The organism is Lacisediminihabitans profunda (assembly GCF_008040105.1).
GTDB lineage: Bacteria > Actinomycetota > Actinomycetes > Actinomycetales > Microbacteriaceae > Lacisediminihabitans > Lacisediminihabitans profunda.
In genome coordinates this window covers 54,609-78,980 of record NZ_VRMG01000011.1, presented here as the reverse complement: position 1 = coordinate 78,980, position 24,372 = coordinate 54,609, and the positions used below count along the sequence as shown (strand labels likewise).

Here is a 24,372-nt window from a genome sequence, read left to right as displayed (position 1 = left end):
GTTGTCCACCGATCCGAGCCTCCCCGGCCGCGGCGCGCCCTCCTGAGGACATCCTTGGCCGATGAATCGGTTTCTCCTCGACGCGGCGCTCGACGCCTGGTCGGTCTTGTCGCCGGTGAGCTGCGCGGGGTGTGGCGCGGAGGACCGGGGGCTCTGCCTCGGTTGTCGGGCGGCCCTCGAGCCGCAGCGGCGCAGCATCCGGCTCGCCGACGGCACCACGGTGACGTCGGCGCTGCGCTACGAGGCGCGCGTGCGGCACGCGATCCTGGCCTTCAAGGAGCAGGGCAGAACGGATGTGGCGCGGGCGCTCGCCCGACCCCTCGCCGCGGCGATCAGCACCGCCGTGCACGGGCGGGTGGAGCTCGTGGCCGTGCCGTCCAGCCGCGGCTCGTTCCGCCGGCGGGGCTTCGACCCGGTCGCGGTTCTCGTGCGCGGGACCGGATTCGGGCAAGCCGCGAGGGTGCTCGCCCCGTCGGCCGCCAGAACGGAGCAGAAGTCCCTGGGCAGGGAGGACCGCGCGCGCAACCTGACCGGATCGATGCGGGCGACGATGCCTCTCGACGGGCGTCGCTTCGTGCTCATCGACGACGTCCTCACCACCGGGGCGACCATCACCGAGGCGGCTCGAGCCCTGCGCGCGGCGGGCGCCGAGGTCGTCTCGGCGGCCACTCTCGCCGACACGCCGAAGAGGTCCGCCGATTCCTAGGACACACACGGGCAAAACAGTGACACGGCACGTGCAACAGGTCTACGGTGATCGAAAGAGGCGCGGAAACATCGCCTGGTTCCACCGGGCATCGCGCCGAATAGGAACGGGGAGAGCAATGGACATTTCCATCACCGGCCGCAACGTTGGGATCACGGACCGATTCCGGGCGTATGCAAGTGAAAAGGCCGAGAAGATCGCCCACCTGGCCGACAAGGCCCTTGCGTTCGAGATCAGAGTCAGCCGGCACAACGAGAAGCTCAGTTCCAGCACCGACGATCGCGTCGAGTTGACCCTCATCGGACCGGGCCCCCTCGTCCGGGCCGAGTCGACCGGCCCCGACAAGTACGTGGCATTCGACCTCGCGATCGACAAGCTCGTGGAGCGACTTCGCCGCGCCAAGGACCGGCATAAGGTGCATCGGGGCCAGCATCGCCCGACCTCCCTGCGCGAAGCGAGCGCGAACGGATTCAGCGTCACCGACATCCGCCCGGCCGACCCGGCGGTGATGGAGAAGGTGCGCACCGGGGCGATCCCCACCGTGGAGAGCGCCGAGGAGGTGGCCGAGGTCGAGCCGGAGTGGAGCCCCGTCGTCATCCGCAAGAAGGTCTTCGCCGCCGTGCCGATGACCGTGGACGACGCGCTCTATTACATGGAACTCGTCGGGCACGACTTCTACCTCTTCATCGACTCCGAGACCGGGCGACCGAGCGTGGTCTACCGCCGCAAGGGCTGGGACTACGGCGTGATCGCCCTCGACCAGGACGCCGAGGAGTTCCAGGAGGTCGCAACGGCCAACCGCAAACTGCGCAGCTGAGTCCGGTCCCGGCGGGCGGCGAGAAGCCGCCCGTCGGGACTGCCCGTTAACGGGGGGTGCGGATGCCGCGAAGCGCCCGGTTGTCAGGCTGGGCGCAAGCTAGGCTTGCTAAGATTACGGATTGGTCACGCGCGTCGCGCGAGTGGCACGGCGTGACCGAACCGAAAACTCGGGTCCGGCACCGACACAGGCGCCGCGCGGTCGCGATGACTGCGGCCCAGCACCTGACCCGACTTGATGCATCTGGAGTGAGCAGTGGCCAACGTTCTTGAAAAGGTCCTTCGCGTCGGCGAGGGACGAACCCTTCGCAGGCTCGAGCGATACGCGCTCGCCGTGAACCACCTCGAGGACGACTTCAAGGAACTCAGCGACGAGGATCTGAAGAACGAGACGAACGAGTTCCGCGAGCGCTACTCGAACGGCGAGTCCCTGGAGGACCTGCTGCCGGAGGCCTTCGCCGCCGTGCGCGAGGCATCCACCCGCACCCTGGGCCTTCGTCACTTCGACGTGCAACTCATGGGCGGCGCCGCGCTGCACCTGGGCAACATCGCCGAGATGAAGACCGGTGAGGGCAAGACCCTCGTGGCCACCCTCGCCGCGTACCTCAACGCCATCCCCTCGCGCGGCGTGCACGTGATCACGGTCAACGACTACCTCGCCAGCTACCAGTCGGAGCTCATGGGGCGCATCTTCCGCGCGCTCGGCATGACCACGGGCTGCATCCTCTCCGGCCAGACTCCCGCCGAGCGCCGCGAGCAGTACGAGGCGGACATCACCTACGGCACGAACAACGAGTTCGGCTTCGACTACCTGCGCGACAACATGGCGTGGCAGGCGAGCGACATGGTGCAGCGCGGACACAACTACGCGATCGTCGACGAGGTCGACTCGATTCTCATCGACGAGGCGCGCACCCCGCTCATCATCTCCGGCCCGGCGTCGGGGGAGGCCAACCGCTGGTTCAACGAGTTCGCGAACCTCGCCAAGAGGCTCATCCCCGACGTCGACTACGAGGTCGACGAGAAGAAGCGCACCGTCGGCGTGCTCGAGCCCGGCATCGAAAAGGTCGAGGACTACCTCGGCATCGACAACCTGTACGAGTCGGCGAACACCCCGCTCATCTCGTTCCTCAACAACTCGATCAAGGCATCCGCCCTGTTCAAGAAGGACAAGGACTACGTCGTCATGAACGGCGAGGTGCTCATCGTCGACGAGCACACCGGCCGAATCCTCATGGGCCGGCGCTACAACGAGGGCATCCACCAGGCCATCGAGGCCAAGGAGGGCGTCGCGGTCAAGGCCGAGAACCAGACCCTCGCCACGGTGACCCTGCAGAACTACTTCCGCCTCTACAAGAAGCTCTCCGGCATGACCGGTACGGCCGAGACCGAGGCCGCCGAGTTCATGAGCACGTACAAGCTCGGTGTCGTCGCCATCCCGACCAACCGCCCCATGCAGCGCCTCGACCAGCCCGACCTCGTCTACAAGAACGAGGAGGCCAAGTTCGGCCAGGTCGTCGAGGACATCGTGCGACGCCACGAGAAGGGCCAGCCGGTTCTGGTGGGCACGACGAGCGTCGAGAAGAGCGAGTACCTCTCCAAGCTCCTCGCCAAGCGCGGCGTCAAGCACGAGGTGTTGAACGCCAAGAACCACGCGCGCGAGGCCGCGATCGTGGCCCAGGCCGGTCGCCTCGGCTCCGTCACCGTCGCCACCAACATGGCCGGCCGTGGCACCGACGTGATGCTCGGCGGCAACGCGGAGTTCCTCGCCGTCGCGGAGATGAACCAGCGCGGCCTCAGCCCGGTGGAAACCCCGGACGAGTACGAGGCGGAGTGGGACGCCGTGTTCGACCGGGTCAAGGCCATCGTCGCCGAAGAGGCCGAGAAGGTCGTCGCCGCGGGCGGGCTCTACGTGCTCGGCACCGAGCGCCACGAGTCTCGCCGCATCGACAACCAGCTGCGCGGCCGCTCCGGCCGCCAGGGCGACCCGGGCGAGAGCCGCTTCTACCTGTCGCTCACCGATGACCTCATGCGCCTCTTCAACTCGGCGGCCGCCGAATCCCTCATGGGCCGCGGCAACGTGCCGGAGGACCTGGCCATCGAGTCGAAGGTCGTGAGCCGGGCCATCCGCAGCGCCCAGAGCCAGGTCGAGGCGCGCAACGCCGAGATCCGCAAGAACGTGCTCAAGTACGACGACGTGCTCAACCGCCAGCGTGAGGCGATCTATGGAGACCGCCGCCACATCCTCGAGGGCGACGACCTGCAGGACCGCACGGCCAAGTTCCTGGAGGACGTGATCACCGAGGTCGTCGACGTTCACACCTCCGAGGGCCATGCGGACGACTGGGACCTCGACGCGCTCTGGACGGAGCTGGGCACCCTCTACCCCGTCTCGATCACCATCGACGAGCTGTACACCGAGGCCGGCTCGCGCAACAAGATCACCCGCGACTTCCTCGCGAACGAGATCCTGTCCGACGCGAAGCTCCAGTACGAGGCGCGCACCAAGGCCCTCGGCGAACCGGCAATGCGCGAGCTCGAACGCCGCGTCGTGCTGAGTGTGATCGACCGCCGCTGGCGCGACCACCTCTACGAGATGGACTACCTCAAGGACGGCATCGGCCTGCGGGCGATGGCCCAGCGCGACCCGCTCGTGGAGTACCAGCGCGAGGGTTTCGCCCTGTACCAGAGCATGATGGGCCAGATCCGCGAGGAGTCTGTCGGCTTCCTGTTCAACCTCGAGGTCGAGGTCACCGGCGGTGGCGAGGCCACGGCGGCCGTGCCGACGGTCGCGGCGAAGGGTCTCGGCGCCCCGGCGGCGCCCGTGGAGCGGCTCAGCTACTCCGCGCCGAACGCGGACGGCGAGGTCGAGGTGCGCAACCAGCGCGGACAGCTGGACCAGGCCGCGAGCGCCAAGGCGACGGATGCCGAGAACCAGGGCAGCCAGCGCGGGGCGTTCGGGCAACGGACCGCTCCGGCGGGACCGGCCCCGGCCAACCGGGCCGAGCGCCGGGCACAGGACAAGCGCAGGAGCAACTAGAGGACGTTGATGGCCGCCGCGCGCCAGCGGTTGTCGAGGCCCTCGAGTCGGATGGCGACCGCGCGCGTGCGCGCCCGGCCGTGCACGATCACCACCGCCTCGACGACCCCGTCTCGTGGCTCGCTGATCGTCGTGGAGCCGATCGTGAAGGTGGGCCGCGCCACCGCCCTCCCGCGGGCGTCGCGGGCGCGCGCGGAGAGCACGACGCGCTTGAGAAGGTGACGGTAGACGTCGTCGGTCACCCAGCGGGAGATCTGCTCGAGCTCCCGGGCGCCGGACAGGATCTCGATCACGCAGCGGGTGAGGTTGACCAGCAGCGGTTCCGGATTGGGCAGCTCGGTGCGGGAGGCCGGCTGTTGGCCGAAGAACTCGTCTGGCTGGAATCGCGACCGGATGACCTTGCTCGGCAAGATCTCGTGCAGGGGGCCGGAGGGGCTGCTGACCGGGACCGCATCACTCATTGTTCGCTCCGAAACCCTGAGAGGGAATGCGGGCACCGTTGCTCTCACCCCCCATTCGGGGGTCTTCCCTTGGCAGATCACTAAAGCAGCAGGTGCGCTCGGATGTCCACGCCCCAACGCGGGGGTGTGGATAACCGGAGGGGACGCGGCCTCTCGGGCGGTGTGGATAACGCCGGGCGGCGCGGCGCCGGTGACGTAGCATCGCAGCAACGTTCGTCATCGACACCTCAGGCGGTTACCGACTATGCGCTGGGACAACCTCTTCGACGACCTGGAGGGTCAGCTCGAACAGGAGCTCAGCGCCGAGGAGATCGACCTCCGGGCCGAGGAGGAACGGTTGCGCCTCGCCAGGATGAGCCTCCGAGACCGCCTCGTCGCGATCCGCGAGCACGGGCCCGCCGGGGTGGGAGCACCGATCCGCCTGCTGCTCGGCGCCGGCCGGGTGGTCTCGGTGGCCCCGATGACCTTCGGCCGTGACTGGTTCTCAGCCGACCTCGTGGACGAATCGCCTCGACGGTCGCAATGCATAGTGCCCCTGGCGGCGATCGCGGGGCTGCTGCTCACCCGCGACCAGGTCGTATCCAGTCTCGGGGCGGCATCCGTCGCCGAGTCGGGGAGGTCACTCTCCGGCCGACTCGGCTTCGGCTTCGTGCTCCGTGACCTGTGCCGTCGCCGACGCGAGGTCGACATCGACATCGCGGCCGGCGCTCAGCACGGCACCATCGACCGGGTGGGCCGGGACCACCTCGACCTCGCCCTGCACGATCCGGGAACCCCGCGGCGGGAGTCGGCCGTGCGGCAGTTGCGGGTCGTGCCGTTCGCTCAGGTGGAACTCGTGCGGCTGTGATCCCTGGCGCCGGAGTCGAACGAATACTCCGGCGCGCTCGCCCACTCGGACTGATGCCAGAGGCTCAGGCGTCTGGCCTCCTCATACTTCGCCTCGATGAACGCCTCGAGTATCGCCCGTTCGATGCGCCAGTGGCCGTGGCCGCCGATCTTGATGGCGGGAAGCTCTCCCGAGCGCACGAGCGCGTAGGCCTGGCTCGCCGAGATGTGGAGGATCTCGGCGGTGTCGGCGAGAGTGAGGAAGCGCGCGAGGCCGCCGCCATTGCCGTTCGGGGGATCCACGCTGTTCATGCCTCGATTATGGGGGCGCGTCCCCCCGGCCGACGGCGGTGTGGATAACTTTCCCGGACACCGCAGAACGCCGTGACGATGGAGCGACGCACTGCACGATCACGAGCCGGGAGGTGGCGGATGCGCGCCAGAAGCAACTCACAACCGCGAGAGCGCACCCCGCGGTCGTTCTGGTTCGACCCTCGGTTCGCCATCGGCATCCTGCTGGTGCTGGGGTCTGTGGCCGGGGTCTTCGCCGTCGTCTCGACCGCCGACAGCAGCGTGCAGGTCTATGCCGCCCGATCGGCCCTCGCGCCGGGGGACCGAGTGGTCGTCGGCGACCTCGGCGTGAAGAGCGTGCGTCTCGGCGATCTGCGCGCCAAGTACCTGGGAGCCGGGGAGATCCCGGGATCCGGGTTCGTGGTCACGCGCTCGGTGGCGGCGGGGGAGCTCGTGCCGGTCTCCTCCGTGGGCAAGGCCTCCGGGCTTCGGGTCGCCTCGGTGGTGGTCACCGTGCGGGGAGAGCTCGCCAGGTCGATAGCCGCGGTCTCGGTGGTGGACCTGTGGTCGGCGCCGGCCACCGACAGCAACTCCTTCGGGCCTCCGTCCGTGCTGGTCGCCTCCGCGACCGTGGTGCGCGTGATCGAACCGAGCGGGCTGGTCGCCGACCGGGGTGGGCGCTCGGTCGAGTTGCTGGTGCCCAAGTCGAAGACCGCCCGGGTGCTCGAGGCGATCGCCAACCAGGACGCCATCTCCCTCGTGCCCGTCGGCATTCCGGCGAGGGGCTGACGGATGGTGCGCGTTGCGCTTGCGCTGCCCATCGAACTCGAGGACCGGCTGGCGGGCGAGCTGATGCGGCACGGCCACGACGTGGTCGCCCGCTGCTCGAGCGCTGACGAGCTCGCGTCGGTGCTGCGCGGCGCGACCGCCGCGGTTGCCATCGTTGCCGCATCGCCCCGGTACCTCAATCGTCGGCTGCTCACCGAGTCGGATGCCGCGGGAGTGCGGATCGTCGCGATGGCCGCCGGCGACGACGAACGTCGCAACGCGGCAACGCTCGACCTGCGCGAGGTGGTGGCGGCGTCGGCCGCGTGGCCGGAGATCGAGGAGATGATGCTCGGTGCTGGGCCGGCCGCGGGTGCCGACGGCGCCCAACGTCGCGGGCAGGTGGTCGCGATCTGGGGTCCGGCCGGCTCGCCGGGGCGCACCACGCTCGCGATCGCCCTCGCCGCGGAGATCGCCGCCGAGGGACACACGGTGGCCCTCGCCGACGTGGACACCCACAGCGGCTCGGTCGCGCCGGCCCTCGGCCTTCTTGACGAGGCGCCCGGTTTTGCCGCGGCGTGCCGCCTTGCCGGAGCCGACAGTCTCACTCAGCGTGAACTCGAGCGGATCGGCCAGCGCTACCTCTCGCCGCGGGGAAGCTTCTGGGTGCTCACCGGCATCGGGCGTCCCAGCCGCTGGCCCGAGCTGTCGGCCGAGCGTGTGGTCGGTACGATCGGTGCCTGCCGCGAGTGGGTGGACTTCACCATCGTCGACACGGGATCCAGCCTCGAGAACGACGAGGAGATCAGCAGCGACCTCTTCGCCCCTCGCCGAAATGCCGCCACGATCGCCGCGCTCCGCGAGGCGGACCAGGTGGTCGCGATCGGCTCGGCCGATCCGGTGGGCCTCTCCCGCTTCCTGCGGGCCCACGTCGACCTGGTGGAGACGATCGAGACCGACCGGGTCGCGGTAGTGATGAACAAGATCCGTGCGAGCGCGATCGGACCGGGTGCGTCGTCCCAGGTGAGGCAGACGCTGCAACGATTCGGCGGGATCTCGGACCTCGCGCTTGTGCCGTACGACCGTGCGGCGCTCGATGCGGCGGTGCTCAGCGGCAGGACCCTGTGCGATGTCGCGCCGAAGTCGGCGGCGCGGGTCGCCATCCGCCAGCTCACCCGCGAGCGCGTGCTTCCGACGCCGGAACCGGCCAGGCGCCGATTCGGCCGCCGGGTCGACCGTCGCGGGCAGGCCGCCGGCTGACGGGGCGCGCTCAGCGCACTCCGAGCCAGTTCAGGAGGTCGGCCTTCCTCAGCCGCGACCAGCCTCGTTTGCCGGACTCGCGGGCGCGCGCGCGCAGAGCGATCATCGTCCACCCCGACGACGGCTCCCCGGTGGGCGTCGTCACCGCGCGCGGCTTGCGCGGGCGCGGCGCCACGACGCTCATCCGGCGAGAGACGGCCGGGCGCGAGGAAGACTTCGTGACGGGGACGGTCTTCTTCGCGCTCTTGCCTCGCTTGGCCTTTTTCTCGGAACTGGCCGTTGCGCGAGACGCGGGAGCCGCCTTCGACTCCTGCTCGAGCTTCTTCGCCCGTTTCTTGTCCTTCGCGCGCTGGATCTTGGCGTGCTCTTTCTCCCGCGTGAGGGCGGCCTTCGACTTCTTGCTGCTCGGGGCCTCGGGCCTGCCGCCCTTTTCCTCGTCCCTCTTCTTGGGCTTCGACTTCTTGTCGGACTTGGATTTCTTCTCGGACTTCGATGCCATGACATCCTCCTCGGGGCGGGCGCGACACAGCCCGTGGTGCCCCATTCTGCCCCGCTCGCCCCACAGAGGGGAGGATTTCTCCCACACTGCGCGTCGCGCCCCGTCTGCCGGACCTCGGTCAGCCCAGGAGGGGGATGACCTCGAGCCGTCCGTCCGGTCCCGCGACCAGAAGCACGCGGCTGCCGCTCACGCCGGCCAGGGCCGCGATGACCTGTTCGGCCGTGGGCGCCGGGAAGGGGGCGGCCCGCACCCAGAGCGTCACCGCGGCGCCCGTGGCGTCTTCGATCACCTGCCGGAGCGGTTCGGCATCCTGCCCGCCGACCAGGATCACCCGGCCGATCGTGCGCGCCGCGCGTGGCGCCGCCGGCGCGGCCGCGCGGTCCAGCCGCCACACGGTGAAGTGGTAGCCGGCGGCGAGCCCGGTCGCCAGAAGAAGGCCGAGCGGCGCTCGTACCCGGTCGAGGAGGCTCTGCCCGGTGAGGCTGTCGAGGGTGAACTCGAAGATGCGGAACCCGATCACCAGGAGGGTGATGAGCGCGGCCACGGCGCTCGCCCCGAAGACGGCGACCAGGTAGATCCGGCGACCCGTCGACCCGCTCTCCGCTGCGCTCACCCGAGAGGCGGGGCGCCAGACGAACCACCAGACCGGCGCGCCGACGACGAGGGCGCTGATGCCTCCGAGCAGGAGGCTGCGGGCGCCTGACTCGGTGAGGGGTGTGCCGATCGCCGCGAGAATCGAGTTGACGATCACCCCGAATCCGGACGCCGCTGCCGCGAGGGTGACGCCCGACGTGACGAGGCGGCTGGCCGTGCGGGTCGGCTCGGATGCGGCGGCCACGCGTCCCCGATAGTAGGCCCAGACGAGCGCGCCGACGGAGGCCGCGGCGATGGCGGTGCCGAAACGGTCGAGAATGGCGGCCACCGGTTCCGTGCGATCGAAGGCCACCCGTAGGAGCAGGAAGAGGGCGGTGGCGACGCCGCCGAGGGTCAGCACCACGGCTCCGAACCCGTTGACGATCACGAGCACCACCGGGCCGAGTCCGGTGCGCCGGGAGCGCGCGTCGTCCCGCATCCAGTGCCACCACCAGACGACGGCACCGCCTGTCGCCCAGACGAGTGCCTGCAGCGCGGGTCGCCACCACGGGTTGCCGACCTCGACCGAGGAATCGAAGCCGCCCACCACGGCGTCGAGGAGCCCGCCGAGGGCCGTGACGGCACCGCCGACCCCGATCGCGAGGCCGTAGAACGCCCCCAGCACCGGAGCCACGCCCTCGAGCCTCGTCGGTGACTTGGTGGCGCGGGCGGACATCCAGCGATGCCAGACCCAGACCGCGCCCCAGGCGATCGCGGTGCCGAGGCCGTACGGCTGCCAGCTTCCGCGAACGAGGGCGCTCAGGGTCTGGAGCAGAGCCGCCGTGAAGGTGATGAGAGCCACCGTGGACATGCCGGCCAGGTAGAGGCCCCAGGAGAGCGACGACCGCTCGGCGGCGACGGCCATCCGGCGCCAGAGAAGCCACCAGAGCACCGCGGCGAGCGGTCCGGCGACGAGGCTGAAGGCGAGAGAGAGGGCGAGGCCGGCGACGTCGTTGGACGCCAGTCGGTAGTTGGCGGCGTCGAAGAGTCTCCCGAGCAGACCGCTCACCCCGCTCGCGGTGATGGCGACCATGGCGAAGAGCAGCACGAACACGATGACTCGGCGCACCGACTGCTGCGGGCCGACCGAGGTCGTCGGCTGGTGCACGCTCACTTGTTCGTCCCGGCGGGGCTGCACACGGTGAGGATCGGCGGCGCGGTCTCGATGAGCCAGTCGCCCCCCTGCTTCACCAGCGAGAAGACGTCCTCGAATTGGGACTCGGAGGTGCCGAACGGGCCGTTGTCGAAGGACTGGGCGATGGAGACCCTGACATCCGCCGAATCCGCGCGCACCCTGGTGGACACGAGCGTCACCCGGATATTGTCGGTGAGGGGGGCGTCGAACCTCACGCAGCCGTCTCGGGTGGCCGCAACGAGGTATCCGGCGGCCTTCTTCTCGTCGCCGTCGATCACGGCCGTCGAGTACCGCTGAACCACGCCCTCGGGGCTCGACGCGTCGAGAAGTTTCGGCGCTCCGCGCGAGAAGACGACCACGAGGGCGATGACCACGATGACGGCGACCACGGCAAGCACGACGATGAGGGCGCGATCGGGTCTCGGCGGGGAAGGCTCCATGCGCTCAGCCTCACCGACTGCGGCCGATTGCGCAATGGACGGACACCGCGACAAAGCCGTGGGCATTCGGCCGTAGGCTGTTCAGCGTGTCGACCCTCTCTGACCTCGTGCTCGCCCAGGGACGCTCCGACGAAGCCGACGTCGAATGGCTTCACCTGCTCGTCGGCGACTGGCAGCTGCTCGCCGACCTCGCGTTCGCCGACATCGTGCTGTGGGTGCCGACCCATGAGGGCAGCTTCGTGGCGGTGGCCCACGCGCGCCCGTCCAGCTCGGCGACTCTGTTCTACCGCGACTTCGTGGGGCAGCAGATCAAGCCGGAGTGGAAGAGCCAGGTGACCGACGCCTTCGAATCGGCTCAGATCGTGGACTCGGCGAGCCCGGACTGGTACGAGGAGACCCCGACCCGAGTGCGCGCGGTACCGGTGTTGCGCAGGCTCGCGGCGACGGGTACCGAGACGACGAAGCATCCGATCGCCGTGATCAGCCGCCACACCAACCTCAGCGAGGCGCGCACGCCGAGCCGGCAGGAGCTCACCTTCAACGAGTGCGCCAACGACCTGTTCGCGATGATCTGTGCCGGCGACTTTCCGGATCTCGGTGCGCCGACCGGACCCCGCCGGGGCGCGCCCCGCGCGAACGACGGGTTGCTGCGACTCGACGTGGACGGCACAGTCACCTTCGCGAGTCCGAACGGTCTCTCGGCGTTCAACCGCATGGGCTTCGCCGGCGAGCTCGAGGGGGAGTCTCTCGCCGAGGTGACCACCTCGCTGCTCAAGGGCCGCCTCATCGTCGACGAGTCGCTGCCGCTCGTCGTTACCGGGCGCGCGCCGTGGCGCACGGACATCGAGGCCAGGGGAGTCACGGTGTCGTTGCGCGCAATCCCGATCCGGGATCGGGGCGAGCGCATCGGGGCGATCGTGCTCTGCCGCGATGTGACCGAGCTGCGCCACCAGGAGCGCGAACTGATCACCAAGGATGCGACCATCCGGGAGATCCATCACCGGGTGAAGAACAACCTGCAGACGGTGGCCTCCCTGCTGAGGATCCAGGCTCGCCGATCGCACTCGGACGAGGCCCGCGAGTCGCTCAACCAGGCGATGCGCCGGGTCGCGGCGATCGCCGTGGTGCACGACACCCTGAGCGAGGGACTCAACCAGAACGTGGACTTCGACGTGGTCTTCGACCGCGTGCTCAAGCTCATCGCCGAGGTCGCCTCCACTCACAACACCAAGGCTCACCCCACCTTCACCGGGAGCTTCGGGGTACTGCCGAGCGCGTACGCGACGCCGCTCTCACTCGCCCTCACCGAACTCGTGACGAATGCCGTCGAACACGGCCTCGCCGGCCGAGAGGGCAACGTGGAGATCAGCGCGGAGCGCACCGCCGAGACGCTGAGCGTTCAGGTGCGCGACGACGGTACCGGGCTGCCGGAGGGCAAGGTCGGCTCGGGCCTCGGTACCCAGATCGTGCGCACCCTCATCCAGGGCGAGCTCGGTGGCACGATCGACTGGCACACCATGGTGGGCAGCGGAACCGAGGTCACGATCGAGATCCCGCTCGCCTGGCTCACCAAGAGCTAGTCGATGTTCGTTGGCCGGCGCATGCGAACGCGCCACGCTTCGAGGAAGCGCGGCGCGGTCGGGTGAGTCCTAGGAGGCGCGGCGGGCGCGGGCGGCGCGGCGCTTGAGCGCGCGACGCTCGTCTTCGCTCAGGCCGCCCCAGACGCCGGAGTCCTGGCTGGTCTCGAGGGCGTACTGGAGGCACATTTCCGTGACGCTGCAGCGTGCGCAGACCGCCTTGGCCTTGTCGATTTGGTCGACCGCCGGACCGGTGTTTCCCACCGGGAAGAAGAGTTCGGGGTCTGCCGTGAGACAAGCGGCTTTGTCGCGCCAATCCATCGTGGGGTGCTCCTTTTGTTGCGTACACAGGGCAAGACAGCCCAATGCGAAGGTCCTGAGACCCAAGATTCGAGGGGATGAGATGAGAATTCGGGATGCGCCCCACGGCCCTGTGAGTGCAAATCAACCTCACATAGAATCTCATATTGGTTGTAGCAAATCAATAGTCGGATGGGGAATGAAGCTGTGAGCGAACCCAGAATGTTGCGCAGGCCGCCACTTTTGGTACTGCTTGCCGTGGTGATCCTGCTCGAGTGCGCGCTTCTGGCGGCCGCGACCGTCTACCTCGTGGTCGAGTTGCTCACCGCGCGTGCGGACTCTCTCACCAGCGCGGTCGCGATCCTCGTCCTTACCGCCCTCGCCGCGGTCTGGCTCGGTGCGATGGGCGTGCACACGCTACTCGGCAGGTCCTGGATCCGCGGAGGCGCCGTCGTCTGGCAGGTGCTGCAGATCGCCATTGCGATCGGCAGCTTCCAGGGCGGCTACTTCTCCCGCGCCGACATCGGCTGGTGGCTCATCCTGCCGGCTGTACTCGTGCTCGTGCTCCTCTTCACGCCGTCGGTGATCGCCGCGACGCGTCGCACCTAACAGCGTTAAACAGGGTTAGTCGAGTCCGAGCTTCTTGCGCAGCGATGCCACGTGGCCGGTCGCCTTCACGTTGTACAGGGGGAGCTGCACATTGCCCGTCTCGTCCACGACAAAGGTGGACCGCAGCGTTCCGGTGACGGTCTTGCCATACAGCGACTTCTCGCCGTACGCGCCGTAGGCGTTGTGAACGGCGAGGTCCGGGTCGCTCAGCAGGGGGAAGTTGAGGCTCTGCTCAGACTGGAACTTCTTGAGCGCCGGCGCCTCATCCTTCGACACCCCGAGCACCTGGTAGCCGGCCGACTTGAGCGAGTTGATGTTGTCCCGAAAGTCGCACGCCTCTGTCGTGCAGCCCGGCGTGCTCGCCGCCGGGTAGAAGTAGACGATCACCTTCTTGCCCGCGTAGTCCGCGAGGGAGACGGGCGCGCCGTCCTGGTCGGTGAGGGTGAAGGCCGGGGCGGTGTCGCCCGCTTCGAGCTTGACGGATGTCGACATTGATACTCCTCGAGAGGGCCGGATGGGGTGCTCACAATTCTACGGATCCGCGAGGACTTCACGGCCCCGACCCGGTTCCGGCGGCACGCCGGAGCCTCGGTTGGCGAGGCCGGCCCAGGCAATGCTAATGTTGACCTTCGGCTCGCCCCTTAGCGTGCGGGCCGCACGCACCTCTAGCTCAATTGGCAGAGCAACTGACTCTTAATCAGTGGGTTCCCGGTTCAAGTCCGGGGGGGTGCACCAAAATAGCCGATCAGCGGCTTATCTTCTCTTCCGATCAACCGCCGGTTTGGGCCTATCGTCATGACTTCGTCATGATGGATCGAGCGCTACATCGGGTCGCCGGGCTTCGGGCCGATGCATTGTCCGCGGTGCCCGCCAACGAGATCCAGCAGTTGCGTCGATACAGTTGATAAATGGTGCCAAATATGGCACCATAAAATGTGCCTTCAATCGAAAAGATCGAGAACAAGGCGCGTCGGTCTCCTGGCTCTCTCTCGTTCAACGATGCATGCGCATTGGCCGAGTACTACTTCGGCCCTCCGCGAAAGGGATCCGGGAGTCATGTCGCCATTTTCAAGATGGGCTGGCAGGGTGACCCCCGAGTCAATCTGCAAAAGGGCGACGGCGGCAAAGCCAAGCGCTATCAAGTCGAACAACTGCTGACAGCCATTGACAGGAAGAAGGGAGAAGCGAAATGACAGCTGTTGAGCGGCCAAACGTCGAGCACTACCGTTACGCCGTCGAGTGGAGTTCGCCGGACGGCGAGTTCGTTGCGACGGTTACCGAGTTTCCCTCCCTTTCGTGGCTGGCACCGACGCAAATCGAGGCGCTCCGTGGTGTCGAGGCCCTCGTCAAATCGGTCATCGACGACATGATCGAGTCGGGTGAAGAACTCCCGGAACCATTGTCCGAGCGAAAGTTCTCCGGGCGCGTCGTGGTCCGCGTAGACCCGTCAGTGCATCGTAAGTTAGTCACTGATGCGCTCAGGCACGGCACGAGCCTCAACAAATACGCCGCCGAACTGCTTTCCCAGTAGGACCCGCCGTCATGACTCCGTCATGATTCCTGGGGCACGTCCCAGCGCTCTCGCCCGCTGCGCTGAGACCGCCGCATCCTTCGCAGCACCTTGGGTCCGTCCCATGCGGGACGCTCTGTACGCTGGCGATTCTTCTCAGGACCTTTGCCCCTGTGAGCCCGAACGAGGGCCGCACATGCTGGTCAGGGAAACATCCGGTCTTTCGGGGCGACGAAGAGCAAGTAGCGCACGAAAGGCACCCGGCAGCATTGTCAGACCGCGCCCTGGTACACAGTGCCGATGGGTATTGGCGCGTCTTTGCACCCGGGAGTTTGGCAGATCACCGTGACGGGAGCCCCGTCGACGGCCAGTTCGCGGACCAGCGAGTACATCACTGTTTTGGGTCGAGATCCCGGGGAGGGATGCACGAGCAATAGACACGGTAGGGGCGCCCCGCGGCTGCGTGCATCCTCGCGCGCTTCAGCGTGCGGCTGACCGTCCCGTTGTGGCGATCTACCCGACGGACCCTTCGTACTGCAGGATCGTGAGACCGCCTCCCGAAAAGTCGGTCACGTACATTAGTCCGTCCTGTTCGACGTAGACGTCCGTCGTGTGGATGACGCGCGGTCGGCCCGGCCGGTAATCGGTCCAGTTCGTTGGGGTTGGCGGCACATAGTGGGCCGTCTCGACGGGCTGGAACTGGTCTCTGATGTCGAAGACCCGCACGCCAGCGTTCTGGTAGGTGGCGAAGATGAGCTCCGAACTTTGGAACGACCCGGCCCGATTTTCGTGCACGTTATGGGGCCCGAAGTGGCCGCCCTTGTTGGCGTAGTCACGTTCGGCCGGAGTCGGCAGCGTCGAGATCGTGACTGGATTGGTGGGTTCGGAGACGTCGACCACCCAAGTGTGCTTCAGGCCATCCTCGCAGTTGTCGGCAATGGCCTCATCCGGCACGATGCACAGGCCCCGGTCGAGCAGTGGAAGGCCTGAGTGAGTGCCTCCACCGAACGGGGGAGACCAGTTTCGGTGCGAGATCATGGAGGGAGCCTCCGGATTGCTGACATCCAGCAGAACAAGGCCGCCGTCACGCCAGCCGCAGAAGGCTATATCGTTCTGGACGACCGCGTGGTGGAGTGCCCACCGGTTGGTCCAGGTGGGAACCTCACCTCCGTCGGTCCACATTCCTTCGAACCACCATCGGCCAACTTCCACCGGGCGAGTGGGGTCCTGAAGGTCGATCACGGCGAAGATGTGATCGGTGAAGCCCCACGGCATGACAGAGGCGTAGGCATAACGACCGCCATCCCACCAGATACGGTGGACGCCCTTGCCGTCGACGGGCATGAAGCCGATCTCTCGCGGCGAAGCGGGATGGGAGATGTCGAAAACCCGGATGCCGGCGACGAACCTGCGGCCGTCTGTCGCGTTGACCGAACTGCCGTAGTAGTCGCTCTCGTTCTGATATTGCGAATAGAAATCGAACTCGTTGATGACGAGCATGAGGTCGCCGTGGGTCTGCAGGTGGATTGACCAGGTGTTCGGCGGTGATGGGATGAAGTTCACCGTGCTCGGGTTGCGGGGATCCGACACGTCGATGACGCTCACCCCGCCGCTGAAGATGTGGCTGACATAGGCGTGACCGCCGGTGACCATCACCTGACACCCGTCGCCTCGACCGCCCTGGTCGGAGTGGCCGACGAACGAGATTCCAGCGGCACTGTCTGGCTTGAATTGGTCGTTGTTCTTGGTCATTTTCAGCTCTCCCGGTGGTCGAAGGGCACGGCAGCGTTTGCCGAGGAGGCGCCGACGAACCGAAGGGATTCCCGGATCGCTGCCGGTTCGCGCGCGGGGTCCACTCGTGCAAGGAGGGTGATCCCGACCGTCGCGAGGTGGTGCGCGACCGCGTTCGCCGCCTTGTAGCCGTCGCCCGCCACACAGGCGTCGTAGATCGTGTGATGGTCGTCGAACGAGAGCGTCATCGTCGAGCTGCGCTGGCCGAGCCACATGTAGCGAAACATGAGGGCTCGCGCGTTCAGCTTCTGCAGGTCGGCGACGAGCGCGGCAGGGGCGAGCGCGGTGTGGGCTGAATGGAAGGCGATGTCGGACGTGCGCCAGGTCTCATGATCGCCCTCCTTCTCCGCGCGGGAGAGAGTCTGAAGGATGAGGCGGATCTCCTCGAGCTGCGTCGCGTTGAGTCTGGATACAGTGAGGCTCGTGCAGAGCGCGGTCAGAAGGATCCGCTGTACGAACACGGCCTCGAGCTCATCGGACGACCAGGTGGCGACCCGCGGTCGCTGGTTGCTCTCAACGCTGACGAAGCCTTCCTCTTGCAGCATCCTCAGAGCCTCGCGCACCGGGGTGCGGCTCACCCCATATGCGCTCGAGAGCTTCTCGCTGGAGAGTGGAGCGCCAGCTGCGAGGTCACCCGCGATGATCGCGGCTCGGATCTGATCCCTGACCGCGATGACCGTGCGCCCCTCGCGCGTCCTGCCGGGCGCGGCCGGCGGTTTCCCCTGTGTATCGACAGGTCCTGTCGGAACCATCATTGGCCTCCAAGTGCATCCACTAACCGGTGTCAGGTTCTCGATCTGTATCCACTCCCAGTGACATGGATGGCAGGTTTTCGAGTGACGCCTGCAGCGGCAGACTAGCGCATATTCGGCAGATTGATCAATATCTACGCTCTTGTATGGGAAGTCTCGCCACCGCGCAAGATTTCCGCGCCGGGCGAAGCCGAGCATCTTTGTCGCAGATTTTTGTTGACAGATCAGAAAAGTGGATCCAGTATGAGTGACATGCAGATACGGTCTACCGGGCCGACGGTGTTGTCGTTCCGGAATGTGAGCAAGACGTTCGACGGCGTTGTCGCCCTCTCGGGAATTCAATTCGACGTCGCGCCCTCATCGATTCACGCGTTGCTCGGCGCCAATGGCGCAGGAAAGTCGACGCTGATCAAGATCCTCGCCGGCTTTTACAAGGCTGACTCGGGGGAGATCCTCGTCGACGGTGAGCCGCACCTGAGGTCGACGGCGGTGGCATTCATCCACCAGGACCTCGCCCTCGTCCCCGACCTCACGGTGGCCGAGAACATCGCGCTTCTCAACGGTTACCCGAGACTCCGCGGATCCATCTCGTGGAGGGCCGTGCGAGCGCAGGCGCAGGCGGTCATGTCAGCCGTCGCGGGCGGAATCGACGTGGATGCGAAGGTCAGCGAGCTGTCCCGAGCCGACCAGTCGCTGGTGGCGATCGCGCGGGCGGTCTCGGTCAACGCTCGCGCGATAGTGCTCGACGAGCCTACCGCGAGCCTGCCAGACGCCGACGTCGACCGCCTGTTCGAGATCCTCGAACGGTTGAAGGTGAGCGGTGTCAGCATTCTCTACGTCTCGCACCGGCTCGACGAGATTCGACGGATCTCCGACCGTGTGACCGTGCTGCGTGACGGCAGGGTAATCGCCGACGAGGACATCGATGCTGTCACCGACCAGGACATCATCTCGGCGATCGTCGGAGGCGCAGTCGTAAACCCGGTGCGTCACAGCTCGACCGAGCAGGCGCCCGTCACCTTGGGCATCAGGAACGCCCGCGTCACCGATGACTCCGGACCGCTCGAACTGGATATCCATCGGAGCGAGATACTCGGCCTGGCCGGACTGCGCGGGGCCGGGCATGAGCTCGTCGGGCGGGCAGTGGCCGGCGTCGAGCCCATGGCTCGGGCCGAGTTCATGCTGGAGGGGCAGCCGGTACGGATCGATACCGTGCGCCGCGCAATCGAGCATGGGATCGGGTTCGCAACCAGTCGTCGCGAGCAGGAGGCGCTCGCCATGACCCTGAGCGTGCGGGAGAACGTGTTCCTCAACCCCGGTGTCGCGAAGCGCAGATACCGACCGCGGGTACTCGCGGGCGCAGAGCGTCGGAACGCGGCCCAGATAGTCGGCGACGTGAAACTTCGTCCGGCAGAGCCCGAGGCCGTGGTTGCCACGCTGTCGGGCGGAAACCAGCAAAAGGTGGTGCTTGGTCGATGGCTGAGCGTCGATCTCAAACTCCTCGTCCTCGAGGAGCCCACCATGGGGATCGACGTCGGTGCTCGAGCCGAGATCTACACGCTGATCCACAACCTGGCTGACGAAGGTCTCGCCGCGCTCGTCATCTCAAGCGACTTCGAGGAGCTCGTGACCGTGTGCGACCGAGTCCTCGTATTCCACCGCGGCGTCATCCATGCAGAGCTTGTGGGCCAGCGCCTCACCCTCGACAACCTCACGCACTTCGCCAGCGGAGCGGCAGAGAAAGTAGACCCGTCATGACCACAACGACCCCGAAGCCCAAACGCTCGAGCGTATTCTCGAGCTTCCTCCTGCCCATCCTCGCGCTCGTGCTGATCATCGTGTTCTCGATTGCACTGCCGCGAACGTTTCCGACGGCGGCGACCGCGCAGTCGATCCTGAACAGCACCGCGGTGATCGCTATCCTGGCGCTCGCAGAGATGCTGGTGGTGATCGTCGGCGAGTTCGACCTCTCGGTCGGATACGTGGTTGGCCTCCAAACGATCCTGCTGATCGGATTCATCACGACCGACCACATTCCCTGGCCTCTGGCCGTGCTGCTCGTGCTGATCATTGGTGCGCTCATCGGCTTGGTCAACGGTGTGCTCGTCTACTACGCAAAGATCGACTCGTTCATCGCGACGCTCGGTACTGGCACGCTCGCCTATGCCGCCGCGAACTGGTACACCCAGGGAGCCCAGCTCTTCGGCACGCTGCCCCAGGGTTTCATCAACATCTACGGCACTCGAATTCTTGGTATCCCGATAGCGGCGATCTATGTGGTCGTGCTTGCGGCGATCCTCTGGTTCGTTCTCGGGTACACCCCGACGGGCCGCTACCTTTACGCGCTCGGGTCGAACCGTCGGGCCGCGGAGCTGACGGGAATCTCGTCCAAACGAGTCATCCTGGGCGTCTTTGTGGCTGCCGGCCTCATCGTCGCCGTCGCCGGGGTCGTACTGGCTTCATCCCTTCGAATCGGATCGGTGAGCACTGGACCCGACTATCTCCTGCCCGTCTTCGTGGGCGCGATCCTCGGCTCCACAACGATCAAACCCGGGCGGCCGAACGCCTGGGGAACTGTGGTGGCGGTCGTCTTGTTGGGCATCGGCATAGCCGGGCTCGAGCAGATCGGGGCGTCGTACTTCGTCGAGCCTCTCTTCAACGGCGCGACACTCATCATCGGCGTTGGACTCGCCGGCTACGCGAGCAGGCGCACCCGCCGAGTGCGGCGGCAGCTTGTCGACGCCGAGCCAACGCAGGCCCAGCCGCCCCCGCTCCCCGCAGTTTCATCCCCCGAAAAACACTAGGCAGCACAACTACAAGGAGGTAGCACATGTTTCACAGTCCTGAATCACCGGGAAGCCGCCGGCGAAAACTGTCGGTCGGCACGGCGCTCGCGAGCGGCGGACTAATTCTGAGCGCCATCCTCGCCCTCAGCGCGTGCACGACAACCATCGCAAGTGCTGGCGGCGAATCCAATTCCACCTCTGCCGCCGCGTCGGCGACGTGCAGCCCCACGGCCGCGGCGTCCGACGCGCCGGGTGTGCAGGCAGCCCTGGAGATTGTGAAGAAGGCGTCTCTTCCAGTCACGAAGTGGGACGGCCCGACTACCGGACCGAAGGCACACCCGGGAACGAGCGTTGTTTACATCGCCTCGAACGCGAGCAACACGGGTGACACAGCCCCATACACCGGACTCAAGCAGGCCGCGGAGAAGCTGGGCTGGAAGCTTACGTTCATCGATGGAAAAGGTTCGGGCAGCGCCAACCTCAATGCCCTGAGTCAGGCGATCGCGCTCCACCCGTCGGCGATCGTCGTCAGCAGTTTCGATGCCAACTCATCGGAACCGCTGTTCGCGCAGGCGGCGGCGGCGGGCATCCCCGTGATCGGAAACCACACTGGTAACAACGCGGGAGTCCAGTCGGAGTACCCCGACCTCTTCACCAACATCACCAGCGACCCGGTCACCATCGCGAGGGTAGCCGCGGACTGCGCCATTGTGGCGAGCGCGGGCAAGGCGGGTGTGACCATAGTGGGGTGCGGTGCCGAGTTCTCCATCTGCCAGGTGAAGCAGGATGCAATGCGCAAGGCCGTGGAAGCATGCAGCGGCTGCACTGTACTGGCGAATGAGACGTTCCCGTTCGAGAACATCAGCCAGCAGGAGCCGGGCCTCGCCACTGCCGATTACCAGAAGTACGGCAGCAAGCTCACCTACATGCTTTCGATCAACGATCTCTACTGGGACTCGGCGATACCGGCACTGCAGGCAGCAGGAGTCAGCCCCTCCGGACCGCCGGCGATGATCGCGGCTGGCGACGGAAGCCCCGCCGCGTTCTCTCGGATCCGCAAGGGTGAGTACCAGATCGCCACGGTTGCTGAGCCACTTCAGGAGCACGGCTGGCAGATGGCGGACGAGGTGAATCGAGCGATCAACCACCAGGCCCCGTCGCCTTTCGTCACTTATCCGCGACTGGTCACCAAAGAGAACGTCGACCTCGAGGGCGGCAAGAAGGGCACCTTCGACCCGGCGAATAACTACCGCAATGAGTACGAGAAGATCTGGGGTGTCGGGTGACCCTGCCAGAGCCGTCGGTCCCCCGCGCAGGTACGCCTGCGTTGGAGGGGGACCCGATCTCGGCCAACCTCCGGGCGCCGGTGCGCCCCTCACGAGTGCTGGTCTACGAAAAGCTTCGACAGGGCACTTTCATCGTCGACGCACTCGAGGCGCAGGGATTCGATGTCGAACTGCCGTATGGTCCCCACGCCACCCTTCTTCGCCATGCACGATTCAGTGAGGAGAGTTTCATCGAACTCGCCCAAGGCTTCGATGCAGTGCTCGGTATCAGCTCGGCACGGTTCACGCGCCGGGTGTTCGAGAGGCTGCCAGATCTCAAGGCCGTTTCCAAGATCGGCATCGGTCATGACGTCGTCGATCTGGATGCGGCCAGCGACCTCGGAGTGGCTGTGACGAATACTCCCTCTCGGGTGGAGATCGACTGCGTCGCTGAGCACGCCATCGCGCTGCTTCTCGCCGCCGCGAAGCGTATGGACTTCTATACGACCTCGCGCATGCAGAGTGGCGGCTGGCTTGATCCCTCCGTACCCGCGCAGGCACTGCGGGGCCGAGTCCTCGGGCTCATCGGATTCGGTCGAATCGCCCGAGCGGTCGCACGACGTCTTGCGGGCTGGGAGGTGGAGCTGATCGCACACGACATCTCGGTAACACCCGGCGAGATTCACCAGGGCGTTCGAATGGTGTCCTTCGACGAACTCCTCGCCCAGTCGGACTTCGTGTCGCTTCATAGTTCGACGCAGGCGGGCGGGAAACCTATCCTCGACGCGAACACGATCCCGAAGCTGAAGCCAGGGGTCATCCTCGTGAATACCGCGCGGGGGCTCCTGATCGATCAGGGCGCACTGAACACCGCGCTGACGAGCGGACACGTGGCGGTCGCGGCTCTGGACGTGTTCGAGCCGGAGCCCCCGATATTGGGCGAACCTCTGCTCGACCGGATGAACCTTCTCGCGACACCGCACTCGGCGTCGACTGTCGCGGAGGCAGAGCACGACATGGAGGCATTGGCCGTCAGCAACCTGGTGGAACTCTTCGGCGGACTCGCTCCAGAGGCCCTGCTCACCTCCAACTCAGGCCGTCTGGATGCCGCCTCTGATGTATCCCACAGCTGACCCACGGCGGGCACTCGCTACCGAGTCGTCGGAGGCATCGTTCCCTGCTCGTGAACCGCAGTTCTTCGAATTCGGTGCGATTGATCCGAGCGAGCTGAGCCAGCACGGTTCCCGGACCTGGCTCGTTAGATCGCAGAACCTCGTCGTCGGGTACTCGGAGGCGTGCGAAGGCGACACCTTCGACTGCTCCAGTTCCGGCGACGAGATGGTTGTGCTGCTGCCGGGCGAGGGCCCGCGAGCAACGCTCGTCTGGCGCGGCGATGAGCGCGAAGCGGAGGCGACGATCGAACTGCAGCCGAACACGTTCACGGTGGTGCCCCCAGGAACCGCGACGCTGTCGGTCAGTGCTGCGGGCCCGATCGTGCGAGTCTTTTCAGCAGGGAACACAGACCTGTTGTCGGGATGCCTGAATGCCTCGTACTACACGATCGACGACCCGAACATCCCCCCCTTCCGCCCGTGGTCTGACGCAGCGCCGAACTCGACCCCGGTGAGCTTCGATTTCGGGACGGTGGAGCCCGCTCCGGGGAGATTCGGACGTATTTACCGCAGCGACTCTGCCATGGTCAATGTGTTCTACCCGCAGCACGGACCGAGGGATCCCTCTGCTCTCTCGCCTCACGTGCATGATAGCTTCGATCAGATCTCATTGCAGATTCACGGCGAATTCGTCCACCACGTGCGAACCAGCTGGGGGCCGGACAGCGGGAACTGGCGCCCGGACGAGCACCGGCTGTGCACGGGACCGTCGATCGTGATCTTCCCTCCGCCGCTCATCCACACAAGTCAGGCGACAGGGCTCGCTTTGAATCAGTTGGTCGACATCTTCGGGCCGCCGCGAGCGGACTTCGCCGGACAGCCCGGATGGCTGCTCAACGCACACGGCGACACAGATGAATGACACCCTGATCGAGGACGGCAGGGTCGCCCTCGGGCTGTGGGTCAAACTGCCCCTGGTCGAATCGATCGAGATCGCGGCGGCGTCGCGTTACGACTTCGTCGTGATCGATCTCGAACACTCCACAATCAACACGGAGCGCGCCGCGCAACAGATAGCGATGGCTCGAGCACTGCGGATTCTTCCACTGGTTCGACTGCCTCTCGCTGCGCGATCTGACGTGGGGAGGCTGCTCGACGCTGGCGCCGCTGGAATCGTGTTTCCGCATATTGATTCCGTCGCCGAGGCGGTCGAAGCCGTGCGGCTCTGCCGATTCCCCCCGATGGGGGAGCGAGGTGTCGGGCCAACGAGTCGGGCGGGCGGGTGGGGTCTCATGGATCTCGGAGAGTATCTCGCTCCTGGAGCTGGCCAGCCATACGTCATCGCCCAGATCGAGACCGCCCACGCGGTGTCGGTTGCGGCCGAGATCGGCAATACCGAGGGAGTGGACGGACTGTTGATCGGCAGGACCGACCTCACGGTGTCGATGGGGCGGCAAGCAGGGCCAGATGGCGTGGATCGACTGGTGGCCACGTACGAAGCCGCCGCGGGCTCAGGAATCGCGTTGGGAACAGCGGTAGGGAACTCCGAGGGCGTCGATCTTCGCCTCTACGCGAAGGGCTATCGGTTCGTCGTGGTGTCCAATGATGTTTCACTGCTCGCTCTGGCGGCCACGACGTCCGCATCATCTGCTCGATCACGCCTCCACCGCGACTGAGGCAGTCGAGCAGTCCGTGAATGTGGCTGCAGTACGCCCCGCTAGGTGCACTGCCCAGGCAGGTTGGTTGATTGGGTGTGACGACTCGCTGTAGTCGGTGAACGTGAGCGAGGTCCTCCGGGC

The 24,372-nt window shown here is 66.5% G+C and carries 25 protein-coding genes and 1 tRNA gene; 17 read left to right on the top strand and 9 right to left on the bottom strand.

Translation table 11 applies throughout. From position 1 onward, the window contains the following. Nucleotides 1–61: 61 nt before the first annotated feature. The 3 genes from FVP33_RS16425 to secA all read left to right on the top strand — a co-directional run bounded on the left by FVP33_RS16425 (nucleotide 62) and on the right by secA (nucleotide 4,562). Nucleotides 62–706, top strand: coding sequence for a ComF family protein (locus FVP33_RS16425; RefSeq protein ID WP_147784772.1), 645 nt, complete (start codon nucleotides 62–64; stop codon nucleotides 704–706). A 118-nt stretch (nucleotides 707–824) separates the two neighbouring features. Continuing rightward, complete coding sequence (hpf, locus tag FVP33_RS16420; RefSeq protein ID WP_147784771.1) at nucleotides 825–1,523, top strand: ribosome hibernation-promoting factor, HPF/YfiA family; 699 nt, start codon at nucleotides 825–827, stop codon at nucleotides 1,521–1,523. A 255-nt stretch (nucleotides 1,524–1,778) separates the two neighbouring features. Next, nucleotides 1,779–4,562: a preprotein translocase subunit SecA gene (gene secA / locus FVP33_RS16415; protein WP_147784770.1), complete on the top strand. Its 2,784-nt coding sequence runs from the start codon at nucleotides 1,779–1,781 to the stop codon at nucleotides 4,560–4,562. Here the strand turns inward: secA and FVP33_RS16410 are convergent. Then, complete coding sequence (locus FVP33_RS16410; protein WP_222706772.1) at nucleotides 4,559–5,023, bottom strand: Rv3235 family protein; 465 nt, start codon at nucleotides 5,021–5,023, stop codon at nucleotides 4,559–4,561. The genes secA and FVP33_RS16410 overlap by 4 nt on opposite strands. Nucleotides 5,024–5,267: 244 nt before the next feature. On the opposite strand from FVP33_RS16410, the gene FVP33_RS16405 reads away from it, so the two are divergent. Further along, nucleotides 5,268–5,870, top strand: coding sequence for a hypothetical protein (locus FVP33_RS16405; RefSeq protein ID WP_147784769.1), 603 nt, complete (start codon nucleotides 5,268–5,270; stop codon nucleotides 5,868–5,870). Here the strand turns inward: FVP33_RS16405 and FVP33_RS16400 are convergent. Beyond that, the gene (locus FVP33_RS16400; RefSeq protein ID WP_147784768.1) at nucleotides 5,846–6,160 is read right to left on the bottom strand and encodes a helix-turn-helix domain-containing protein; all 315 of its coding nucleotides are present in this window, start codon (nucleotides 6,158–6,160) and stop codon (nucleotides 5,846–5,848) included. The genes FVP33_RS16405 and FVP33_RS16400 overlap by 25 nt on opposite strands. Nucleotides 6,161–6,280: 120 nt before the next feature. Between FVP33_RS16400 and FVP33_RS16395 the strand changes: the two genes are divergently transcribed. Together FVP33_RS16395 and FVP33_RS16390 are read left to right on the top strand one after the other, a co-directional pair. After that, nucleotides 6,281–6,928, top strand: a complete 648-nt coding sequence (locus tag FVP33_RS16395; RefSeq protein WP_147784767.1) for a hypothetical protein — start codon at nucleotides 6,281–6,283, stop codon at nucleotides 6,926–6,928. 3 nt (nucleotides 6,929–6,931) lie between these two features. Beyond that, nucleotides 6,932–8,164, top strand: a complete 1,233-nt coding sequence (locus tag FVP33_RS16390) for a CpaE/TadZ family protein (protein WP_147784766.1) — start codon at nucleotides 6,932–6,934, stop codon at nucleotides 8,162–8,164. A gap of 10 nt (nucleotides 8,165–8,174) precedes the next feature. On the opposite strand, the gene FVP33_RS16385 is transcribed toward FVP33_RS16390, so the two are convergent. From FVP33_RS16385 to FVP33_RS16375, 3 genes are all read right to left on the bottom strand, one after another. Further along, entirely contained in the window at nucleotides 8,175–8,663 is a 489-nt protein-coding gene (locus tag FVP33_RS16385; protein ID WP_147784765.1) for a hypothetical protein, read from the bottom strand. Nucleotides 8,664–8,781: 118 nt separating this feature from the next. Continuing rightward, nucleotides 8,782–10,410 carry a DUF5671 domain-containing protein gene (locus FVP33_RS16380; RefSeq protein ID WP_246142386.1) on the bottom strand — a complete coding sequence of 543 codons (1,629 nt, stop codon included), beginning with the start codon at nucleotides 10,408–10,410 and terminating at the stop codon, nucleotides 8,782–8,784. Further along, on the bottom strand, nucleotides 10,407–10,871 hold the full coding sequence (locus FVP33_RS16375; protein WP_147784764.1) for an LpqB family beta-propeller domain-containing protein: 465 nt from the start codon (nucleotides 10,869–10,871) through the stop codon (nucleotides 10,407–10,409). The genes FVP33_RS16380 and FVP33_RS16375 overlap by 4 nt, the downstream gene beginning before the upstream one ends. Before the next feature lie 86 nt (nucleotides 10,872–10,957). On the opposite strand from FVP33_RS16375, the gene FVP33_RS16370 reads away from it, so the two are divergent. Further along, nucleotides 10,958–12,451, top strand: coding sequence for a sensor histidine kinase (locus FVP33_RS16370; protein WP_147784763.1), 1,494 nt, complete (start codon nucleotides 10,958–10,960; stop codon nucleotides 12,449–12,451). Between the two features lie 69 nt (nucleotides 12,452–12,520). On the opposite strand, the gene FVP33_RS16365 is transcribed toward FVP33_RS16370, so the two are convergent. Beyond that, a complete protein-coding gene (locus tag FVP33_RS16365; RefSeq protein WP_147784762.1) occupies nucleotides 12,521–12,769 on the bottom strand; it encodes a WhiB family transcriptional regulator in 249 nt (82 codons plus the stop codon). A 186-nt stretch (nucleotides 12,770–12,955) separates the two neighbouring features. On the opposite strand from FVP33_RS16365, the gene FVP33_RS16360 reads away from it, so the two are divergent. Then, entirely contained in the window at nucleotides 12,956–13,357 is a 402-nt protein-coding gene (locus tag FVP33_RS16360) for a hypothetical protein (protein WP_246142385.1), read from the top strand. Nucleotides 13,358–13,372: 15 nt separating this feature from the next. Here FVP33_RS16360 and bcp read toward each other — a convergent pair whose 3' ends face one another. After that, on the bottom strand, nucleotides 13,373–13,849 hold the full coding sequence (gene bcp / locus FVP33_RS16355; protein WP_147784760.1) for a thioredoxin-dependent thiol peroxidase: 477 nt from the start codon (nucleotides 13,847–13,849) through the stop codon (nucleotides 13,373–13,375). Between the two features lie 167 nt (nucleotides 13,850–14,016). Between bcp and FVP33_RS16350 the strand changes: the two genes are divergently transcribed. The 3 genes from FVP33_RS16350 to FVP33_RS16340 all read left to right on the top strand — a co-directional run bounded on the left by FVP33_RS16350 (nucleotide 14,017) and on the right by FVP33_RS16340 (nucleotide 14,888). After that, nucleotides 14,017–14,092 (top strand) — tRNA-Lys (locus FVP33_RS16350). A gap of 200 nt (nucleotides 14,093–14,292) precedes the next feature. After that, nucleotides 14,293–14,550: a toxin HicA gene (locus tag FVP33_RS16345; RefSeq protein ID WP_147784759.1), complete on the top strand. Its 258-nt coding sequence runs from the start codon at nucleotides 14,293–14,295 to the stop codon at nucleotides 14,548–14,550. After that, nucleotides 14,547–14,888, top strand: coding sequence for a type II toxin-antitoxin system HicB family antitoxin (locus FVP33_RS16340; protein WP_147784758.1), 342 nt, complete (start codon nucleotides 14,547–14,549; stop codon nucleotides 14,886–14,888). Before FVP33_RS16345 ends, FVP33_RS16340 begins: the two co-directional genes overlap by 4 nt. Nucleotides 14,889–15,380: 492 nt before the next feature. Here the strand turns inward: FVP33_RS16340 and FVP33_RS16335 are convergent, their stop codons facing one another. Next, nucleotides 15,381–16,619 carry an LVIVD repeat-containing protein gene (locus FVP33_RS16335; protein ID WP_147784757.1) on the bottom strand — a complete coding sequence of 413 codons (1,239 nt, stop codon included), beginning with the start codon at nucleotides 16,617–16,619 and terminating at the stop codon, nucleotides 15,381–15,383. Nucleotides 16,620–16,621: 2 nt separating this feature from the next. Further along, nucleotides 16,622–17,413, bottom strand: coding sequence for a GntR family transcriptional regulator (locus FVP33_RS16330; RefSeq protein ID WP_187270769.1), 792 nt, complete (start codon nucleotides 17,411–17,413; stop codon nucleotides 16,622–16,624). A 249-nt stretch (nucleotides 17,414–17,662) separates the two neighbouring features. Between FVP33_RS16330 and FVP33_RS16325 the strand changes: the two genes are divergently transcribed. From FVP33_RS16325 to FVP33_RS16300, 6 genes are all read left to right on the top strand, one after another. After that, entirely contained in the window at nucleotides 17,663–19,168 is a 1,506-nt protein-coding gene (locus tag FVP33_RS16325; RefSeq protein ID WP_222706771.1) for a sugar ABC transporter ATP-binding protein, read from the top strand. Beyond that, the gene (locus FVP33_RS16320) at nucleotides 19,165–20,214 is read left to right on the top strand and encodes an ABC transporter permease (protein ID WP_147784755.1); all 1,050 of its coding nucleotides are present in this window, start codon (nucleotides 19,165–19,167) and stop codon (nucleotides 20,212–20,214) included. The genes FVP33_RS16325 and FVP33_RS16320 overlap by 4 nt, the downstream gene beginning before the upstream one ends. Nucleotides 20,215–20,240: 26 nt before the next feature. Continuing rightward, nucleotides 20,241–21,482 (top strand): substrate-binding domain-containing protein, encoded by a 1,242-nt coding sequence (locus FVP33_RS16315; RefSeq protein ID WP_147784754.1) that lies wholly within the window; start codon nucleotides 20,241–20,243, stop codon nucleotides 21,480–21,482. An 80-nt stretch (nucleotides 21,483–21,562) separates the two neighbouring features. Next, nucleotides 21,563–22,594 carry an NAD(P)-dependent oxidoreductase gene (locus tag FVP33_RS16310; protein WP_187270768.1) on the top strand — a complete coding sequence of 344 codons (1,032 nt, stop codon included), beginning with the start codon at nucleotides 21,563–21,565 and terminating at the stop codon, nucleotides 22,592–22,594. A gap of 205 nt (nucleotides 22,595–22,799) precedes the next feature. Beyond that, nucleotides 22,800–23,495 carry a hypothetical protein gene (locus tag FVP33_RS16305; RefSeq protein WP_147784752.1) on the top strand — a complete coding sequence of 232 codons (696 nt, stop codon included), beginning with the start codon at nucleotides 22,800–22,802 and terminating at the stop codon, nucleotides 23,493–23,495. Further along, entirely contained in the window at nucleotides 23,488–24,249 is a 762-nt protein-coding gene (locus FVP33_RS16300; protein WP_147784751.1) for an HpcH/HpaI aldolase family protein, read from the top strand. The genes FVP33_RS16305 and FVP33_RS16300 overlap by 8 nt, the downstream gene beginning before the upstream one ends. The last annotated feature ends 123 nt before the right edge of the window (nucleotides 24,250–24,372 follow it).